This window comes from Salmonella enterica subsp. diarizonae (assembly GCF_008692785.1).
Classification (GTDB): domain Bacteria; phylum Pseudomonadota; class Gammaproteobacteria; order Enterobacterales; family Enterobacteriaceae; genus Salmonella; species Salmonella diarizonae.
The window spans coordinates 97,674-114,989 of sequence record NZ_VXJV01000010.1 but is presented as its reverse complement, the minus strand read 5'-3'; the positions used below and the strand labels follow the sequence as shown (position 1 = coordinate 114,989).

The window sequence follows — 17,316 nt, the reverse complement described above, 5'->3', positions numbered from 1 at the left end:
ATTTCATGCCGATTCAGGTTCTGCCGCCGCAGCTTGCGAACCAAATCGCCGCTGGCGAAGTGGTGGAACGCCCTGCGTCGGTTGTTAAAGAGCTGGTAGAGAATAGTCTGGATGCCGGTGCCACCCGCGTTGATATCGACATCGAGCGTGGCGGCGCGAAGCTTATTCGTATTCGTGACAATGGCTGCGGCATTAAAAAAGAGGAGCTGGCGCTGGCGCTGGCCCGACATGCCACCAGTAAAATCGCCTCGCTTGACGATCTGGAAGCGATTATGAGTCTGGGATTTCGCGGCGAAGCGTTGGCGAGTATCAGTTCGGTCTCGCGTCTGACGCTAACGTCGCGCACGGCGGAGCAGGCGGAAGCCTGGCAGGCGTATGCGGAAGGGCGCGACATGGACGTGACGGTAAAACCCGCCGCGCACCCGGTCGGCACCACCCTGGAAGTTCTGGATCTCTTTTATAATACGCCCGCCCGGCGCAAATTCATGCGTACCGAAAAAACGGAATTTAATCATATCGATGAGATCATCCGTCGTATTGCATTGGTCCGTTTTGACGTCACTCTTAACCTGTCGCACAACGGCAAATTGGTACGGCAGTATCGCGCTGTTACAAAGGATGGGCAAAAAGAGCGCCGGTTAGGCGCCATCTGCGGCACGCCGTTTCTCGAACAGGCATTGGCGATCGAGTGGCAGCATGGCGATCTGACTCTGCGCGGCTGGGTCGCCGATCCGAATCATAGCACCACGGCGTTAACGGAGATCCAGTACTGCTATGTGAATGGCCGCATGATGCGCGATCGTTTGATCAACCATGCTATTCGCCAGGCCTGTGAAGACAAATTGGGCGCGGACCAACAGCCTGCGTTTGTGCTGTATCTGGAGATTGACCCGCATCAGGTGGATGTCAATGTTCATCCCGCCAAGCACGAAGTGCGCTTTCATCAATCCCGACTGGTGCACGACTTCATCTATCAAGGGATGCTGAGCGTTCTGCAACAGCAGACGGAAACGACGCTGCCGCTGGAGGACATTGCGCCAGCGCCGCGGCATGTCCCGGAAAACCGTATCGCCGCCGGACGTAACCATTTTGCTGAACCCGCCGTGTCGGCTGCGGCGCGCGAGCCGGCTACACCGCGTTATTCTGGCGGCGCATCGGGCGGTAGCGGCGGGCGTCAGTCCGTTGGCGGCTGGCCTCACGCGCAGCCGGGCTATCAGAAGCAGCAGGGCGAGGTTTATCGCGCGCTTTTACAGACGCCTGCGACGAGCCCAACGCCGGAACCGGTTGCGCCTGCGCTTGACGGACATAGCCAGAGTTTTGGCCGCGTACTGACGATAGTCGGCGGTGACTGCGCGTTACTGGAACATGTGGGGAATATCCAGCTCTTGTCGCTGTCGGTTGCGGAGCGTTGGCTGCGTCAGGCGCAGCTTACGCCGGGTCAAAATCCGGTTTGCGCGCAGCCGCTGCTGATTCCGCTGCGTTTAAAAGTGAGCGCCGATGAAAAAGCCGCGCTGCAAAAAGCCCAACCTTTGCTGGGGGAATTGGGCATTGAATTTCAGTCAGATGCGCAGCATGTGACCATTCGTGCAGTGCCTTTACCCTTACGACAACAAAATTTACAAATCTTGATTCCTGAACTGATAGGCTACCTGGCGCAACAAACTACATTTGCAACGGTCAATATTGCACAGTGGATAGCACGTAATGTGCAGAGCGAACATCCGCAGTGGTCGATGGCGCAGGCCATATCGCTGCTGGCGGATGTTGAGCGGCTATGTCCGCAACTGGTAAAAGCGCCGCCGGGTGGTCTGTTACAACCTGTTGATTTACATTCGGCGATGAACGCCCTGAAGCATGAATGATGTAAGTAAGGCGAGCCTGCCTAAGGCGATATTTTTGATGGGGCCGACGGCCTCCGGCAAAACGGCACTGGCGATAGAACTGCGTAAAGTTTTGCCAGTAGAGTTGATAAGCGTTGATTCCGCCCTCATTTATCGGGGAATGGATATTGGTACGGCCAAGCCGAATGCCGATGAGCTGAAAGCGGCGCCGCATCGACTGCTGGATATACGCGACCCGTCGCAGGCGTATTCGGCGGCGGATTTTCGCCGTGATGCGTTAGCGCAAATGGCGGAGATCACCTCCGCGGGGCGTATCCCGCTGTTAGTAGGCGGTACCATGCTGTATTTTAAGGCATTGCTTGAAGGGTTATCGCCGTTGCCTTCAGCAGATCCGGAAGTCAGATCCCGGATAGAGCAGCAAGCTGCGGAGCTTGGATGGGAAGCGTTGCACCAGCAACTTCAGGAGATAGATCCGGTTGCCGCCGCGCGAATTCATCCAAATGATCCGCAAAGACTTTCCCGGGCACTGGAAGTTTTTTTCATTTCGGGTAAAACTTTAACGGAGCTAACGCAAACGTCAGGAGACGCGCTACCGTATCAGGTGCATCAGTTCGCTATCGCCCCGGCGAGCCGTGAACTGCTCCATCAGCGCATTGAGCAGCGTTTTCATCAGATGTTGGCTTCAGGTTTTGAAGCAGAAGTCCGGGCGCTTTTTGCCCGAGGAGATTTGCATACGGACTTGCCTTCCATCCGTTGTGTGGGATACCGCCAGATGTGGTCATACATTGAGGGCGAAATTTCATATGATGAAATGGTTTATAGAGGTGTTTGCGCCACGAGACAGTTGGCGAAGCGCCAGATGACCTGGTTGCGCGGTTGGGAAGGGGTGCGCTGGCTTGACAGTGAAAATCCCGATCGAGCGCGAAAAGAAGTATTACAGGTTGTTGGTGCTATCGCAGACTGAATGTGTACAATTGAGACGTATCGTGCGCAATTTTTCAGAATCGAAAGGTTCAAAGTACAAATAAGCATATAAGGAAAAGAGAATGGCTAAGGGGCAATCTTTACAAGATCCGTTCCTGAACGCATTGCGTCGGGAACGTGTTCCAGTTTCTATTTATTTGGTGAATGGTATTAAGCTGCAAGGTCAAATCGAGTCCTTTGATCAGTTCGTGATCCTGTTGAAAAACACGGTCAGCCAGATGGTTTATAAGCACGCGATTTCTACTGTTGTCCCGTCTCGCCCGGTTTCCCATCACAGCAACAATGCCGGTGGCGGCACCAGCAATAACTACCATCACGGTAGCAACGCGCAGGGTTCTACTGCGCAACAGGACAGCGAAGAGACTGAATAAGTTCACGCGCTGTTTATCCATGTCGGGGGCGTCGGATAATCGCCCCCGCTGGTTATTAAGAGGGTTTACGCTTGTTTGACCGTTATGATGCCGGTGAGCAGGCGGTACTGGTACACATCTATTTTTCGCAAGACAAAGATATGGAAGACCTCCAGGAGTTTGAATCTCTGGTCTCTTCCGCCGGTGTCGAAGCAATGCAGGTGATTACCGGTAGCCGTAAAGCACCGCACCCGAAGTACTTTGTAGGTGAAGGTAAGGCAGTTGAAATTGCGGAAGCCGTGAAAGCGACTGGCGCAGCGGTCGTATTGTTTGATCATGCATTGAGTCCAGCCCAGGAGCGAAACCTGGAACGTTTGTGCGAGTGCCGGGTTATCGATCGCACCGGTCTTATCTTAGATATTTTTGCCCAACGTGCGCGAACCCATGAAGGTAAGCTGCAGGTTGAGCTGGCGCAGTTGCGCCATCTGGCTACGCGTCTGGTGCGTGGCTGGACCCACCTTGAACGTCAGAAAGGCGGGATTGGTTTGCGCGGTCCGGGTGAAACCCAGCTCGAAACCGACCGTCGTTTACTGCGTAATCGCATTGTGCAGATTCAGTCGCGCCTGGAGAAAGTTGAGAAGCAACGTGAGCAGGGGCGACAGTCGCGTATCAAGGCCGACGTTCCGACGGTATCGCTGGTGGGCTATACCAACGCCGGAAAATCCACCCTTTTTAATCAGATCACTGAAGCGCGGGTCTACGCGGCAGATCAGCTATTCGCGACGCTGGACCCCACGTTACGTCGTATTGATGTGGCGGATGTCGGTGAAACCGTGCTGGCGGATACGGTAGGTTTTATCCGCCATTTACCGCACGATCTGGTGGCTGCCTTTAAAGCTACCCTGCAGGAGACGCGTCAGGCGACGCTGCTGCTGCATGTGGTCGATGCGGCGGATGTTCGTGTGCAGGAAAACATCGAGGCGGTAAATACCGTTCTTGAAGAGATTGACGCTCACGAAATCCCCACCTTAATGGTGATGAACAAAATCGATATGCTGGACGACTTTGAACCGCGTATCGACAGAGATGAAGAGAATAAACCCATCCGTGTTTGGCTTTCAGCGCAAACCGGCGTGGGAATACCACAGCTTTTTCAGGCTTTGACGGAGCGTCTTTCCGGCGAGGTGGCGCAGCACACGCTGCGTTTGCCGCCGCAGGAAGGGCGTCTGAGAAGCCGGTTTTATCAGCTTCAGGCAATAGAAAAAGAGTGGATGGAGGAAGACGGTAGCGTCAGTCTGCAGGTACGAATGCCGATTGTCGACTGGCGTCGCCTCTGTAAACAAGAACCGGCGTTGATCGAATACGTGATCTAGAGCGGAGTCATTCAGGTCGCATTGAAGCGGTAGCTGAGAGAATCTCAGGAGTTTACAACTGTAAAGTGACTGGGGTGAAAGTAGCAGCCACTCAAGGAGCGGCCTGAGAGATGACGCCTGTAACGGCGGCTCGTCTGAAGCATGGAGTAATTTCGCCTTATCCTCTGGAGTCGAAAGACAACGGGGATCACCGCATAACAAATATGGAGCACAAACATGGCGTGGAATCAGCCCGGTAATAACGGACAGGACCGCGACCCGTGGGGAAGCAGCAAACCTGGCAGCAACTCTGGGGGAAATGGAAACAAAGGTGGCCGCGATCAGGGACCTCCCGATCTGGATGATATCTTCCGTAAGCTGAGTAAAAAACTCGGTGGTTTTGGGGGCGGTAAAGGCACCGGTTCCGGCGGCAGTAGCTCATCGCAAGGCCCGCGTCCGCAACTGGGCGGTCGTATCGTCGCCATTGCCGCGGCGGCAATAGTCATTATCTGGGCAGCCAGCGGCTTCTATACCATTAAAGAAGCCGAGCGCGGCGTTGTGACGCGTTTTGGTAAATTCAGCCATCTGGTAGAGCCAGGTCTGAACTGGAAGCCGACATTTATTGACGACGTCACGCCGGTGAACGTCGAAGCGGTGCGCGAACTGGCGGCGTCAGGCGTGATGCTGACGTCTGATGAAAACGTCGTGCGTGTTGAAATGAACGTGCAATACCGCGTCACCGATCCGCAGAAATATCTGTTTAGCGTGACCAACCCGGACGATAGCCTGCGTCAGGCCACCGACAGCGCGCTGCGCGGCGTCATTGGTAAATACACGATGGATCGCATCCTGACCGAAGGTCGTACCGTTATTCGTAGCGATACCCAACGCGAACTGGAAGAAACCATCAAGCCGTACAACATGGGGATTACCCTGCTGGACGTGAACTTCCAGGCTGCGCGGCCGCCGGAAGAGGTGAAAGCCGCCTTTGACGACGCGATTGCCGCACGTGAAAACGAGCAGCAGTACATTCGTGAAGCGGAAGCGTATACCAACGAAGTTCAGCCGCGCGCCAACGGTCAGGCGCAGCGTATTCTTGAAGAAGCACGCGCGTATAAAACCCAGACTATCCTGGAAGCGCAGGGTGAAGTTGCCCGGTTTGCGAAGATTTTGCCGGAATATAAAGCCGCGCCACAGATTACGCGCGAGCGTCTGTATATTGAAACGATGGAAAAAGTGCTGAGCCATACCCGTAAAGTACTGGTTAACGACAAGAGCGGTAATTTAATGGTGCTGCCGTTAGATCAGATGCTAAAAGGCGGGAATGCGCCGGCGGCAAAGAGCGACAATAGCGCCAGCAACCTGCTGCGCCTGCCGCCGTCCACAAAGTCTAACGCCAGCGGAGCAAGCAACACGTCGTCCTCAAATCAGGGCGATATTATGGACCAACGCCGCGCGAATGCGCAGCGTAACGACTACCAGCGTCAGGGGGAATAACGATGCGTAAGTCAGTTATTGCGATTATCATCATCGTGCTGGTAGTGCTCTACATGTCCGTCTTTGTGGTCAAAGAGGGCGAGCGCGGCATTACGCTGCGTTTTGGTAAAGTTCTGCGTGACGATGAGAACAAACCGCTGGTTTACGCGCCGGGTCTGCACTTTAAGATCCCGTTTATTGAATCAGTGAAAATGCTTGATGCGCGTATCCAGACGATGGATAACCAGGCCGATCGCTTTGTTACCAAAGAGAAGAAAGACCTGATTGTCGACTCCTACATCAAATGGCGTATCAGCGACTTTAGCCGTTATTATCTGGCGACCGGCGGTGGCGATATTTCGCAAGCCGAAGTGCTGTTAAAACGTAAATTCTCGGACCGCTTGCGTTCTGAGATTGGTCGCCTGGACGTAAAAGACATCGTGACCGATTCTCGTGGTCGTCTGACTCTGGAAGTGCGCGACGCGCTGAACTCCGGTTCAGCCGGTACTGACGATGAAGTGGCGACCCCGGCGGCGGATGACGCCATTGCCGAAGCGGCGGAACGCGTCACGGCGGAAACCAAAGGTAAGGTACCAGTCATCAATCCGAACAGTATGGCGGCATTGGGTATCGAAGTGGTCGATGTGCGTATTAAGCAGATCAACCTGCCGACCGAGGTTTCTGAGGCGATTTACAACCGTATGCGCGCCGAGCGTGAAGCGGTAGCGCGTCGTCACCGTTCACAAGGTCAGGAAGAAGCGGAAAAACTGCGTGCGGCGGCTGACTACGAAGTGACGAAAACTCTGGCGGAAGCTGAGCGTCAGGGGCGTATCATGCGTGGTGAAGGCGATGCCGAAGCCGCGAAGCTGTTTGCCGACGCATTCAGCCAGGACCCTGACTTCTACGCGTTCATTCGTAGTCTGCGCGCTTACGAGAATAGCTTCGAAGGTAATCAGGACGTCATGGTGCTGAGCCCGGACAGCGATTTCTTCCGCTACATGAAGACACCGAGTTCGACGACACGCTAAAATAGCGTCAGCGGTTTTAGACCAGCAAAACCACCGCATCCAAAGGATGCCGGTGGTTTTCTTTTATAAGGGCGATAAATGAATTCAACAATCTGGCTGGCGCTTGCTCTGGTATTAGTCCTCGAAGGGCTGGGACCGATGCTATATCCCGGCGCATGGAAAAAAATGGTTTCGGCACTGGCGCAACTGCCGGAAAATGTTTTACGTCGTTTTGGCGGCGGACTTGTGGTTGCGGGAGTTGTAGTCTACTACATGTTGAGGAAAACGATTGGCTGAGCAAAAAGTGGTCGGATTTGCCGAAGATTGAGTGCAAAAAGTGCTGTATATCTGAAAAAGCGATGGTAGAATCCATTTTTAAGCAAACGGTGATTTTGAAAAATGGGTAACAACGTCGTCGTACTGGGCACCCAATGGGGTGACGAAGGTAAAGGAAAGATCGTCGATCTTCTGACTGAACGGGCTAAATATGTTGTACGCTATCAGGGCGGTCACAACGCAGGCCATACTCTCGTAATCAACGGTGAAAAAACCGTCCTCCATCTTATTCCATCAGGTATTCTTCGTGAGAATGTTACCAGCATCATCGGTAACGGCGTCGTGCTGTCTCCGAGCGCGCTGATGAAAGAGATGAAAGAACTGGAAGACCGTGGCATCCCCGTTCGTGAGCGTCTGCTGCTGTCTGAAGCCTGTCCGCTGATCCTTGATTATCACGTTGCGCTGGATAACGCGCGTGAGAAAGCGCGTGGCGCGAAAGCGATCGGCACCACCGGTCGTGGAATCGGGCCTGCTTATGAAGATAAAGTGGCACGTCGCGGTCTGCGTGTTGGTGACCTTTTCGACAAAGAAACCTTCGCTGAAAAACTGAAAGAAGTGATGGAATATCACAACTTCCAGTTGGTTAACTACTACAAAGTTGAAGCGGTTGATTACCAGAAAGTTCTGGATGATACGATGGCTGTTGCCGACATCCTGACTTCTATGGTTGTTGACGTTTCGGACCTGCTCGACCAGGCGCGTCAGCGTGGCGATTTCGTCATGTTTGAAGGTGCGCAGGGTACCCTGCTGGATATCGACCACGGTACTTATCCGTACGTAACTTCTTCTAACACCACTGCAGGTGGCGTGGCGACCGGTTCCGGCCTGGGCCCGCGTTATGTTGATTACGTTCTGGGTATCCTCAAAGCTTACTCCACTCGTGTAGGTGCAGGTCCGTTCCCGACTGAGCTGTTTGATGAAACCGGCGAGTTCCTCTGCAAGCAGGGTAACGAATACGGCGCCACTACCGGTCGTCGTCGTCGTACCGGCTGGCTGGACACCGTTGCCGTTCGTCGTGCGGTACAGTTGAACTCCCTGTCTGGCTTCTGCCTGACCAAACTGGACGTTCTGGATAGCCTGAAAGAGGTGAAACTCTGCGTGGCTTATCGTATGCCGGACGGTCGCGAAGTGACCACTACTCCGCTGGCGGCGGACGACTGGAAAGGCATCGAGCCGATTTACGAAACCATGCCGGGCTGGTCTGAATCCACCTTCGGCGTGAAAGATCGTAGCGGCCTGCCGCAGGCGGCGCTGAACTATATCAAGCGTATCGAAGAACTGACCGGCGTACCGATTGATATTATTTCAACCGGCCCGGATCGTACTGAAACGATGATTCTGCGCGACCCATTCGACGCGTAATCTTCCTGAGGGCGTGGTTATCCACGCCCTATGTTATCCTTCCCGCCGTTAGCGCCGCGCGTAAGCCCGCGACATTTCCCTGTTTTTAGACGCCAGCAACGCGAAGTTCGTTGGGTATAGCTATGTCCGGTTACGTGGTAGGATAAACGTTGGCATCAAGGCGCCAGAGAGGGAAAGCATGTTGACCATTACCACTGAGAGATTAATTCTACGCCCACAAACCATCGCTGATTTTGCAATATGGTATCCTATGTATGCCGATCCTGAGATATTTCGTCTGGATAATGCGCCTGGATTCACACCAGAAGAGGGATGGAATCGCCTATTAAGGAATGTGGGTCATTGGGCGGCATTCGGTTACGGCATCTTTGCCATTTTCCAGAAATCTGACGGCGCTTTCCTTGGGGAAACGGGGCTGGCTAACTTTCATCGCGGCCTTGATGATAACTTTGCGCGTTGCGCTGAGGCTTCCTGGGTTATTTCACGCCCGGCGCAGGGGCGGGGAATTGCAAAGGAAGCGGCTGTTGCCGCGCATCAGTGGTTTGTGCAGACATTCTCGCCAGCAAAAACGGTCTGTCTGATTGCCAAAAATAACCCTGGCTCGGTCAGCGTTGCTGAACATGTGGATTATCATATTTACGACGAATGTTTATACAAAGGCGCCGAGTGTTTAAAGCTTGCGTGTTTATGGGATAAATCAGTCGGCTCGCCTTGAGATTCGCGCTTTTTTGCTCTTGCGTTTAAATAAATTAGCGGCCTGAGCGCTGGCTGGTTTATCATCAACGATAATGCTCTTTATTGAGCTGGTGTCTGTGTTGGGTGTGTTGGCGCAACATTGATATCCTGAATCATAGAGGCATCCCTATCCGTTTTTCCCAGAGGTTGATGTGCAGTTAACGAGTTTCACCGATTACGGCTTACGTGCGCTAATCTATATGGCGTCGTTACCAGATGGACGAATGACCAGCATTTCTGAGGTGACAGAAGTCTACGGCGTGTCCCGTAATCATATGGTCAAAATTATCAATCAGCTTAGCCGGGCGGGCTTTGTCACCGCCGTTCGGGGAAAAAATGGCGGTATCCGCCTGGGTAAACCGGCTAATACTATTTGTATTGGCGATGTGGTGCGTGAGCTGGAACCCTTATCACTGGTCAACTGTAGCAGCGAATTTTGCCACATCACCCCTGCCTGTCGTCTGAAACAGGCGCTTTCTAAGGCCGTGCAGAGTTTTCTCAAGGAGCTGGATAACTACACGCTTGCCGATTTGGTTGAAGAGAATCAACCGCTTTATAAATTATTACTGGTGGAGTGAAGTAAACTTCATTAGAGATGACAATGGAGGAACCTCAATGTCACATGATCCTTTCCAGGAACGCGAAGCAGAAAAATACGCGAATCCTATCCCGAGCCGGGAATTTATCCTCGAACATTTAACGAAACGTGAAAAACCGGCCAGTCGCGAAGAACTGGCCGTAGAACTGAATATTGAAGGCGAAGAGCAGCTTGAAGCCTTGCGTCGCCGCCTGCGCGCGATGGAGCGCGACGGACAACTGGTCTTTACCCGTCGCCAGTGCTATGCGCTGCCGGAACGCCTCGACCTGGTGAAAGGCACCGTGATCGGTCATCGTGACGGTTACGGTTTCTTACGTGTCGAAGGCCGCAAAGATGATCTGTATCTTTCCAGCGAGCAGATGAAAACCTGTATTCATGGCGATCAGGTGCTGGCGCAGCCGCTTGGCGCCGATCGTAAAGGTCGCCGCGAAGCGCGTATCGTCCGTGTTCTGGTACCGAAAACCAGCCAGATAGTCGGGCGTTATTTTACTGATGCGGGCGTGGGTTTTGTGGTGCCTGACGACAGCCGTCTGAGCTTCGACATTCTTATCCCGCCAGAAGACGTCATGGGCGCGCGGATGGGGTTCGTGGTCGTGGTTGAACTGACCCAACGTCCAACCCGGCGTACCAAAGCGGTAGGGAAAATCGTCGAAGTGCTGGGCGACAATATGGGCACTGGTATGGCGGTTGATATGGCGCTGCGTACCCATGAAATTCCCTACATCTGGCCGCAGGCGGTAGAGCAGCAGGTCGCCGGGCTGAAAGAAGAGGTGCCGGAAGAGGCGAAAGCAGGCCGTGTCGATCTGCGCGATTTACCGCTGGTCACTATTGATGGCGAAGATGCCCGTGACTTCGACGACGCGGTTTACTGTGAGAAAAAACGCGGCGGTGGCTGGCGTTTGTGGGTCGCGATTGCTGACGTGAGCTATTATGTACGGCCGCCAACGCCGCTGGATCGCGAGGCGCGCAATCGCGGCACGTCGGTTTACTTCCCATCACAGGTTGTCCCAATGCTGCCGGAGGTGCTCTCCAACGGCCTGTGCTCGCTGAACCCGCAGGTTGACAGGCTGTGTATGGTCTGTGAAATGACCATCTCGGCGAAGGGGCGGCTGACCGGCTACAAATTCTATGAAGCGGTGATGAGCTCCCATGCGCGTCTGACCTATACCAAAGTCTGGCATATGTTGCAGGGCGACCAGGATCTGCGTGAACAATATGCGCCGTTGGTGAAGCATATTGAAGAGCTGCACAACCTCTACAACGTGCTGGATAAAGCGCGTGAGGAGCGCGGGGGGATCTCATTTGAGAGCGAAGAGGCGAAGTTTATCTTTAACGCCGAGCGTCGCATTGAGCGTATCGAACAGACCCAGCGTAATGACGCGCATAAGCTTATCGAAGAGTGCATGATCATGGCGAATATCTCGGCGGCGCGCTTTGTCGAAAAAGCTAAAGAGCCGGCGCTATTCCGTATTCATGATAAGCCCACTACCGAAGCGATTACCTCATTCCGCTCTGTACTGGCGGAGCTGGGACTGGAGCTTCCGGGCGGAAATAAACCGGAACCGCGCGATTATGCCGAACTGCTTGAATCCATTGCCGACAGGCCGGACGCCGAAATGCTGCAAACTATGCTGCTGCGTTCAATGAAGCAGGCGATTTACGATCCGGAAAACCGCGGGCACTTTGGCCTGGCATTGCAGTCTTATGCGCACTTTACCTCGCCGATTCGCCGCTATCCGGATCTTTCTTTGCACCGCGCCATTAAGTACCTGCTGGCGAAAGAGCAAGGGAACAAGGGCAACACCACAGAAACGGGTGGCTATCACTACTCGATGGAAGAGATGTTGCAGCTCGGTCAGCACTGTTCGATGGCGGAACGCCGCGCTGATGAAGCGACGCGTGATGTCTCCGACTGGCTGAAATGTGACTTTATGCTGGATCAGGTAGGCAACGTCTTTAAGGGCGTGATTGCCAGCGTCACCGGTTTCGGCTTCTTTGTGCGCCTTGACGAACTGTTTATCGATGGGCTGGTACACGTTTCCTCACTGGATAACGATTACTATCGCTTCGATCAGGTAGGGCAACGTCTGATTGGCGAGTCTGGCGGACAGACGTATCGCCTGGGCGACCGGGTCGAGGTACGCGTCGAAGCGGTGAATATGGACGAGCGTAAAATCGACTTTAGCCTCATCTCCAGCGAGCGCGCGCCGCGTAACGTCGGCAAAACGGCGCGTGAAAAAGCGAAAAAAGGCGAAAGTAAAAACGCCGGTAAGCGTCGTCAGGTAGGTAAAAAAGTTAACTTCGAGCCTGATAGCGCCTTCCGCGGCGAGAAAAAAGGTAAGGCAAAGCCGAAAGCGGAGAAAAAAGGCGATAAAAAAGCGAAAAAGCCGTCGGCAAAAACGCTCAAAATCGCCGCGGCTACCAAAGCAAAACGCGCCGCGAAAAAGCAATCCGCGGAGTAAATTTCCCCTTATAAGCCGGGTAAGCGTAGCGCCCCCGGCAAACGTCATGAATGAGAACCATCAATGAGTGAAATGATTTACGGCATCCACGCGGTGCAGGCCCTGTTGGAGCGTGCTCCTGAACGTTTTCAGGATGTCTTTATCCTAAAAGGGCGTGAAGACAAACGCCTGTTGCCGTTGATCCATGCTTTAGAAGCGCAGGGCGTTGTTATTCAGCTGGCAAACCGCCAGTTTCTGGATGAGAAAAGCGAAGGCGCGGTACACCAGGGCATTATCGCCCGTGTGAAACCAGGCCGGCAATATCAGGAAAACGATCTACCGGATCTGATCGCATTACACGATCGCCCCTTTTTGTTGATCCTTGATGGCGTCACCGATCCGCATAATCTTGGCGCCTGTCTGCGCAGCGCCGATGCCGCAGGCGTACATGCGGTAATCGTGCCGAAAGACCGCTCCGCGCAACTCAACGCGACGGCGAAGAAAGTCGCCTGCGGCGCAGCGGAAAGCGTGCCGTTGATCCGCGTCACCAACCTGGCGCGCACGATGCGCATGTTGCAGGAAGAAAATATCTGGATTGTCGGGACGGCGGGCGAGGCTGACCATACGCTGTATCAGAGCAAAATGCCTGGCCGCATGGCGCTGGTCATGGGCGCAGAAGGTGAAGGTATGCGTCGTCTGACCCGTGAGCACTGCGATGAGCTGATCAGCATTCCCATGGCCGGTAGCGTGTCGTCGCTGAATGTCTCTGTTGCGACCGGGATTTGTCTGTTTGAAGCCGTTCGCCAGCGAACCTGATGCTGATATTATTTTTTCAGAAAAAACCATCCATAATCGGATGGTTTTTTTTAATCTTTGGCTGGTAATATAAAAAGCAAAACATACCCTGTAGTTTCTTTTAGTTATAAAGAGATAGGAATATGGTATGGACTCCACGGACGCTGGCGGATGCGTTAAACAACATCGCCGATTTAGATATAGAATATAATAAATCTTCATTAATAATAAAAATGAATGATTATGGCGATTTACCACTGACAGTTTTATTTACCTCGCAACAAATAATTATCGAGACTTATATATGTCCGGCAAATACTATTAGAGATACCGCGGAGTTTAACGTTTTCTTACTTAGAAATCAGAAGGTTTTACCACTGTCTTCGGTCGGTATTACTCGGGTGAAATAGGAAGAATATTATGTCACTTTTGGCGCGTTGTCGTTAAATTCTTCGCTTGACGACGTGACGCTGGAGATCACCACGCTTATAGAAAATGCGTTGGATGTCGTTGAAATAACACAAGACTACTTACAGGAATAATACAGGCGGCAGTCAGATTTTTCGCTACTACACCTCTGGCGATGAGTTTCTGCAAATTAACACGACTGGCGGCACGGATGTTGACGACATTGATGACATCAAACTCTTTGTGTACGAGGAAAATTTCGGTATTAACGAGGAACGATACTGGCGTTCAGCCATTGCGCCAGCGGAAATGGGACCGATAACCCTCAACTGGCAAGAACGGCGCTGGCTGGCGGTATTTTTAACTCTGCCTGTATGACATGGTAACGGAAGATCATGGCAAGAAAACGAAAATCCAGAAGCACATCCGGCGTAGGCTATTCGGCAATAAGACGGAAAGCCGAACCGGTTAATCCTTTTGAGCGGAAACGAAATCGCTACACGCCAAAATGCCTGATGCTGCCGCTATTGTGGCGCTTCTTCCCTGACCATCCGAATCTGCTGCCGGCCTGGTTTGAGGGCGAAAAATCGCTCGCAGCGCCTGGCGAAAGCAGTGTACGGAAGCCGATTTATTCGCGGGAAGGCGGTAATGCCACGATTTTCGATGACCGGAAAAATGTTATCGATTATGCCGACAGTGGCTACGCCGATGAGCCGATGATTTACCAGGCGTTTCAGCCTTTGCCGCGCGTTGGCGATAGCGATACGCTGATTGGCAGTTGGATCATTGACGATGAAGCCTCCGGGATGGGGATTCGCGAGGATAATACGCTGATTACCAAAGATACTTCCCGTTTCGTTCCACATTATATTGCCGATTAATCATACTTTTGTGATCTTCCTCCGGCGTCAATGGCGCGGTCATGACCATACTTGACTTCACCGCCATTGAAGGAGGGAGACACCATGTCCTGGCAAACACATACCGTTTTTAATCAACCTGCTCCGCTCAATAACAGTAACTTATTCCTGTCTGATGGCGCGCTGTGTGAAGCGGTTTCCCGGGAAGGCGCGGGATGGGACAGCGACCTTCTCGCCAGCATTGGTCAACAACTGGGAACGGCGGAATCACTGGAACTGGGTCGTCTGGCGAACGCGTATCCTCCTGAGTTGCTGCGTTACGATCCACAGGGACAACGTCTGGATGACGTTCGCTTTCATCCCGCCTGGCATCTGTTGATGCAGGGACTTTGCGCTAATCGGGTACATAATCTGGCCTGGGAGGAGGATGCCAGGGCGGGGAGCTTTGTCGCCCGAGCCGCGCGTTTTGTATTACATGCTCAGGTAGAAGCGGGAACACTCTGTCCTGTCACGATGACCTTTGCCGCGACACCGTTGCTATTGCAAATGCTTCCCGCCACTTTCCATGACTGGCTGGCACCGCTGCGCAGCGATCGCTACGATTCGCATTTATTACCGGGCGGGCAAAAACGGGGTCTACTCATCGGTATGGGGATGACGGAAAAGCAGGGCGGATCTGACGTGCTCAGTAATACGACCCGCGCGGATCGGCTGGCGGATGGTTCATATCGGTTGGTGGGGCATAAATGGTTTTTCTCTGTGCCGCAAAGCGATGCACACCTGGTGCTGGCGCAGGCAAAAGGAGGTCTATCCTGTTTCTTTGTGCCGCGTTTCCTGCCTGACGGGCAACGGAACTCTGTTCGTCTTGAACGCCTGAAAGATAAACTCGGTAATCGATCGAATGCCAGCGCCGAAGTTGAGTTTCATGATGCCGTCGGCTGGCTGCTGGGAGAAGAGGGCGAAGGGATTCGGCATATCTTAAAGATGGGCGGTATGACGCGTTTTGACTGTGCGCTTGGGAGTCATGGCTTAATGCGGCGCGCGTTTTCAGTCGCGATTTACCATGCTCATCAGCGTCAGGCTTTTGGTAAGCCGCTGATCGAGCAACCGTTGATGCGACAAACCTTAAGTCGTATGGCGCTATGCCTGGAGGGGCAGACGGCACTTTTATTTCGGCTGGCGCGCGCCTGGGAGCAACGTCGCGAGGCGAAAGAGGCATTATGGGCGCGATTATTTACGCCAGCGGCGAAATTCGCCATCTGTAAGCAGGGAATCCCTTTTGTGGCTGAGGCGATGGAGGTTCTCGGCGGGATGGGGTATTGCGAAGAGAGCGAACTCCCGCGCCTGTACCGTGAAATGCCGGTGAACAGTATCTGGGAAGGTTCCGGCAATATCATGTGTCTGGATGTACTTCGGGTGCTGACAAAACAACACGGTGTCTATGACGTATTGGGTGAAGTTTTTGCAGAAGTCAAAGGTCAGGATCGCCATTACGACCGCGCGGTACGTCAGCTACAGCAACGTTTACGCAAACCGGACGAAGCAATGGGCAGAGAGATTACGCAGCCGCTTTTCTTGCTGGGATGCGGAGCGGAAATGCTTCGTCATGCATCGCCGCCACTGGCGCAGGCGTGGTGTCAGATGATGCTGGATACACGTGGCGAAATGCCGCTGTCTGCACAGGTACAAAATGATTTATTGTTAAGGGCGACGGGGGGATTGCGGTAGCGTTTTTCTGGTTTCGACTTGGTCCGGATGGGACACGGTGTGCCTGATGATACCTGGTGTCTGGCCTGCAGTACATGCCCATCCTTCAGGCCGGATAAGACGTAGCCGCCCTCCGAAAAATTGCCCGGTGGCGCTGTCGCTTACCGGGCCTTCGGGGGCGTCAATGTGTAGGCCAGATAAGATGCTGGCGTCGCTATCCGTCGCGAGCCACGCGGAATCAGGCGTAGAGTATCGCCTGTACGCGCCAGTTATCCGGCTGTTGTTCTTCATACATTTGAATAATCCTGTACCAGGATGCGCCCTGTTCATCGGCTTTCAGGGCGATAATCCGCTCTACATCCTGTGGGTTTCCTGCAACATTACTGACCGATATCAGGCCGATTTCATTCAGACCCGTTACGCAGTCAGCACTGGCGAATTCGGCAGACTGTGCCGTCGTACTCACCAGTCCGGCAGAAAGCAGCAGTGAGGATAAGGCAAGTTCTTGTTTCATCGTCAGCTCCTTATTACATACCCCGCATTTAACAGGACGCTCCATCACGGTAAACCTGTTTGTTTATTGTGCACAGGTAAACGCATAGGGGCGCAAAGCAATGTAAAACTGACTAAAAATCAATCTACTGTTATTGACGATACAAAATGGCTTGTGAATACCACTGTCCGGTTACAACCGTTTCATCAACCATTAAGATAACGTAATAATCGGCTTTCGCAGCGGCGGCTTTCGCTCTGATTTCATCTATTGCATCATCCGGGGAACCCCGAACCAGCGCGCTTACGGTCCCCATCCGCTGTAGTCCTTGCGTTTGATCGCGACGGATTTCCTGCGGGTGATCGGCGACAGGCGGCGCAGGTTGCGGCGTACCTTGCAGCACGCTACACGCGCTTAATAACAGTGCTGCTATTAATGAAGCAAACCGACGCATAACTCTATCTCGTTTCCTGATAACCATAGTGTAATGCCTTATTGATTTCCCTTTAGGGGGAATGTTCCCGAAGTGTTACCTGTCACGCGATTTTCGAATGAAAATGTTGCGAAAGCG

General features: G+C 53.3%; 15 protein-coding genes and 4 pseudogenes. 17 read left to right on the top strand and 2 right to left on the bottom strand.

The window, feature by feature from the left end; all coding sequences use genetic code 11:
- The first annotated feature begins 5 nt into the window (after positions 1–5).
- The 17 genes and pseudogenes from mutL (at position 6) to F4V72_RS20030 (ending at position 16,273) form a co-directional block, all read left to right on the top strand.
- Positions 6–1,862 (top strand): DNA mismatch repair endonuclease MutL, encoded by a 1,857-nt coding sequence (mutL, locus tag F4V72_RS20105; RefSeq protein WP_136058545.1) that lies wholly within the window; start codon positions 6–8, stop codon positions 1,860–1,862.
- The gene (gene miaA, locus F4V72_RS20100; protein ID WP_023248677.1) at positions 1,855–2,805 is read left to right on the top strand and encodes a tRNA (adenosine(37)-N6)-dimethylallyltransferase MiaA; all 951 of its coding nucleotides are present in this window, start codon (positions 1,855–1,857) and stop codon (positions 2,803–2,805) included. The genes mutL and miaA overlap by 8 nt, the downstream gene beginning before the upstream one ends.
- Positions 2,806–2,887: 82 nt before the next feature.
- Positions 2,888–3,196 (top strand): RNA chaperone Hfq, encoded by a 309-nt coding sequence (gene hfq / locus F4V72_RS20095; protein WP_001051879.1) that lies wholly within the window; start codon positions 2,888–2,890, stop codon positions 3,194–3,196.
- A 71-nt stretch (positions 3,197–3,267) separates the two neighbouring features.
- On the top strand, positions 3,268–4,548 hold the full coding sequence (hflX, locus tag F4V72_RS20090) for a ribosome rescue GTPase HflX (RefSeq protein ID WP_000460339.1): 1,281 nt from the start codon (positions 3,268–3,270) through the stop codon (positions 4,546–4,548).
- A 216-nt stretch (positions 4,549–4,764) separates the two neighbouring features.
- The gene (gene hflK, locus F4V72_RS20085; RefSeq protein ID WP_063390015.1) at positions 4,765–6,024 is read left to right on the top strand and encodes an FtsH protease activity modulator HflK; all 1,260 of its coding nucleotides are present in this window, start codon (positions 4,765–4,767) and stop codon (positions 6,022–6,024) included.
- Positions 6,025–6,026: 2 nt separating this feature from the next.
- Positions 6,027–7,031 carry a protease modulator HflC gene (gene hflC / locus F4V72_RS20080; RefSeq protein WP_001232419.1) on the top strand — a complete coding sequence of 335 codons (1,005 nt, stop codon included), beginning with the start codon at positions 6,027–6,029 and terminating at the stop codon, positions 7,029–7,031.
- 78 nt (positions 7,032–7,109) lie between these two features.
- Positions 7,110–7,307 (top strand): DUF2065 domain-containing protein, encoded by a 198-nt coding sequence (locus tag F4V72_RS20075; RefSeq protein ID WP_001089290.1) that lies wholly within the window; start codon positions 7,110–7,112, stop codon positions 7,305–7,307.
- Between the two features lie 102 nt (positions 7,308–7,409).
- The gene (purA, locus tag F4V72_RS20070) at positions 7,410–8,708 is read left to right on the top strand and encodes an adenylosuccinate synthase (protein ID WP_136058544.1); all 1,299 of its coding nucleotides are present in this window, start codon (positions 7,410–7,412) and stop codon (positions 8,706–8,708) included.
- Positions 8,709–8,886: 178 nt separating this feature from the next.
- Entirely contained in the window at positions 8,887–9,423 is a 537-nt protein-coding gene (locus tag F4V72_RS20065) for a GNAT family N-acetyltransferase (RefSeq protein WP_024149716.1), read from the top strand.
- A gap of 172 nt (positions 9,424–9,595) precedes the next feature.
- Positions 9,596–10,021, top strand: coding sequence for a nitric oxide-sensing transcriptional repressor NsrR (gene nsrR, locus F4V72_RS20060; protein ID WP_001177632.1), 426 nt, complete (start codon positions 9,596–9,598; stop codon positions 10,019–10,021).
- A 37-nt stretch (positions 10,022–10,058) separates the two neighbouring features.
- The gene (gene rnr / locus F4V72_RS20055; RefSeq protein ID WP_053507688.1) at positions 10,059–12,503 is read left to right on the top strand and encodes a ribonuclease R; all 2,445 of its coding nucleotides are present in this window, start codon (positions 10,059–10,061) and stop codon (positions 12,501–12,503) included.
- Positions 12,504–12,566: 63 nt separating this feature from the next.
- Entirely contained in the window at positions 12,567–13,298 is a 732-nt protein-coding gene (gene rlmB, locus F4V72_RS20050) for a 23S rRNA (guanosine(2251)-2'-O)-methyltransferase RlmB (protein ID WP_001293263.1), read from the top strand.
- Between the two features lie 122 nt (positions 13,299–13,420).
- Positions 13,421–13,819, top strand: a pseudogene (locus tag F4V72_RS20045) (YjfI family protein).
- Between the two features lie 4 nt (positions 13,820–13,823).
- Positions 13,824–14,045: pseudogene (locus tag F4V72_RS20040) on the top strand (DUF2491 family protein); the annotation flags it as partial.
- 35 nt (positions 14,046–14,080) lie between these two features.
- Positions 14,081–14,215 (top strand): annotated as a pseudogene (locus F4V72_RS24880) (DUF1190 domain-containing protein); the annotation flags it as partial.
- Positions 14,201–14,566 (top strand): annotated as a pseudogene (locus tag F4V72_RS20035) (glutathionylspermidine synthase family protein); the annotation flags it as partial. The pseudogenes F4V72_RS24880 and F4V72_RS20035, both read left to right, overlap by 15 nt.
- 84 nt (positions 14,567–14,650) lie before the next feature.
- Positions 14,651–16,273, top strand: a complete 1,623-nt coding sequence (locus tag F4V72_RS20030; protein ID WP_053507686.1) for an isovaleryl-CoA dehydrogenase — start codon at positions 14,651–14,653, stop codon at positions 16,271–16,273.
- A gap of 217 nt (positions 16,274–16,490) precedes the next feature.
- Here the strand turns inward: F4V72_RS20030 and yjfN are convergent, their stop codons facing one another.
- Together yjfN and bsmA are read right to left on the bottom strand one after the other, a co-directional pair.
- On the bottom strand, positions 16,491–16,766 hold the full coding sequence (yjfN, locus tag F4V72_RS20025; RefSeq protein ID WP_001664967.1) for a DUF1471 family protease activator YjfN: 276 nt from the start codon (positions 16,764–16,766) through the stop codon (positions 16,491–16,493).
- A gap of 130 nt (positions 16,767–16,896) precedes the next feature.
- Positions 16,897–17,226 (bottom strand): biofilm peroxide resistance protein BsmA, encoded by a 330-nt coding sequence (gene bsmA, locus F4V72_RS20020; protein WP_000236760.1) that lies wholly within the window; start codon positions 17,224–17,226, stop codon positions 16,897–16,899.
- Positions 17,227–17,316 lie beyond the last annotated feature (90 nt).

What these genes read in the sequence shown, in the direction of transcription:
- mutL (WP_136058545.1), top strand. Translation starts at nt 6, where the DNA reads ATGCCGATTCAGGTTCTGCCGCCGCAGCTTGCGAACCAAATCGCCGCT.
- miaA (WP_023248677.1), top strand. Translation starts at nt 1,855, where the DNA reads ATGAATGATGTAAGTAAGGCGAGCCTGCCTAAGGCGATATTTTTGATG.
- hfq (WP_001051879.1), top strand. Translation starts at nt 2,888, where the DNA reads ATGGCTAAGGGGCAATCTTTACAAGATCCGTTCCTGAACGCATTGCGT.
- hflK (WP_063390015.1), top strand. Translation starts at nt 4,765, where the DNA reads ATGGCGTGGAATCAGCCCGGTAATAACGGACAGGACCGCGACCCGTGG.
- hflC (WP_001232419.1), top strand. Translation starts at nt 6,027, where the DNA reads ATGCGTAAGTCAGTTATTGCGATTATCATCATCGTGCTGGTAGTGCTC.
- F4V72_RS20075 (WP_001089290.1), top strand. Translation starts at nt 7,110, where the DNA reads ATGAATTCAACAATCTGGCTGGCGCTTGCTCTGGTATTAGTCCTCGAA.
- purA (WP_136058544.1), top strand. Translation starts at nt 7,410, where the DNA reads ATGGGTAACAACGTCGTCGTACTGGGCACCCAATGGGGTGACGAAGGT.
- F4V72_RS20065 (WP_024149716.1), top strand. Translation starts at nt 8,887, where the DNA reads ATGTTGACCATTACCACTGAGAGATTAATTCTACGCCCACAAACCATC.
- rnr (WP_053507688.1), top strand. Translation starts at nt 10,059, where the DNA reads ATGTCACATGATCCTTTCCAGGAACGCGAAGCAGAAAAATACGCGAAT.
- rlmB (WP_001293263.1), top strand. Translation starts at nt 12,567, where the DNA reads ATGAGTGAAATGATTTACGGCATCCACGCGGTGCAGGCCCTGTTGGAG.
- F4V72_RS20030 (WP_053507686.1), top strand. Translation starts at nt 14,651, where the DNA reads ATGTCCTGGCAAACACATACCGTTTTTAATCAACCTGCTCCGCTCAAT.
- yjfN (WP_001664967.1), bottom strand. Translation starts at nt 16,766, where the DNA reads ATGAAACAAGAACTTGCCTTATCCTCACTGCTGCTTTCTGCCGGACTG.
- bsmA (WP_000236760.1), bottom strand. Translation starts at nt 17,226, where the DNA reads ATGGTTATCAGGAAACGAGATAGAGTTATGCGTCGGTTTGCTTCATTA.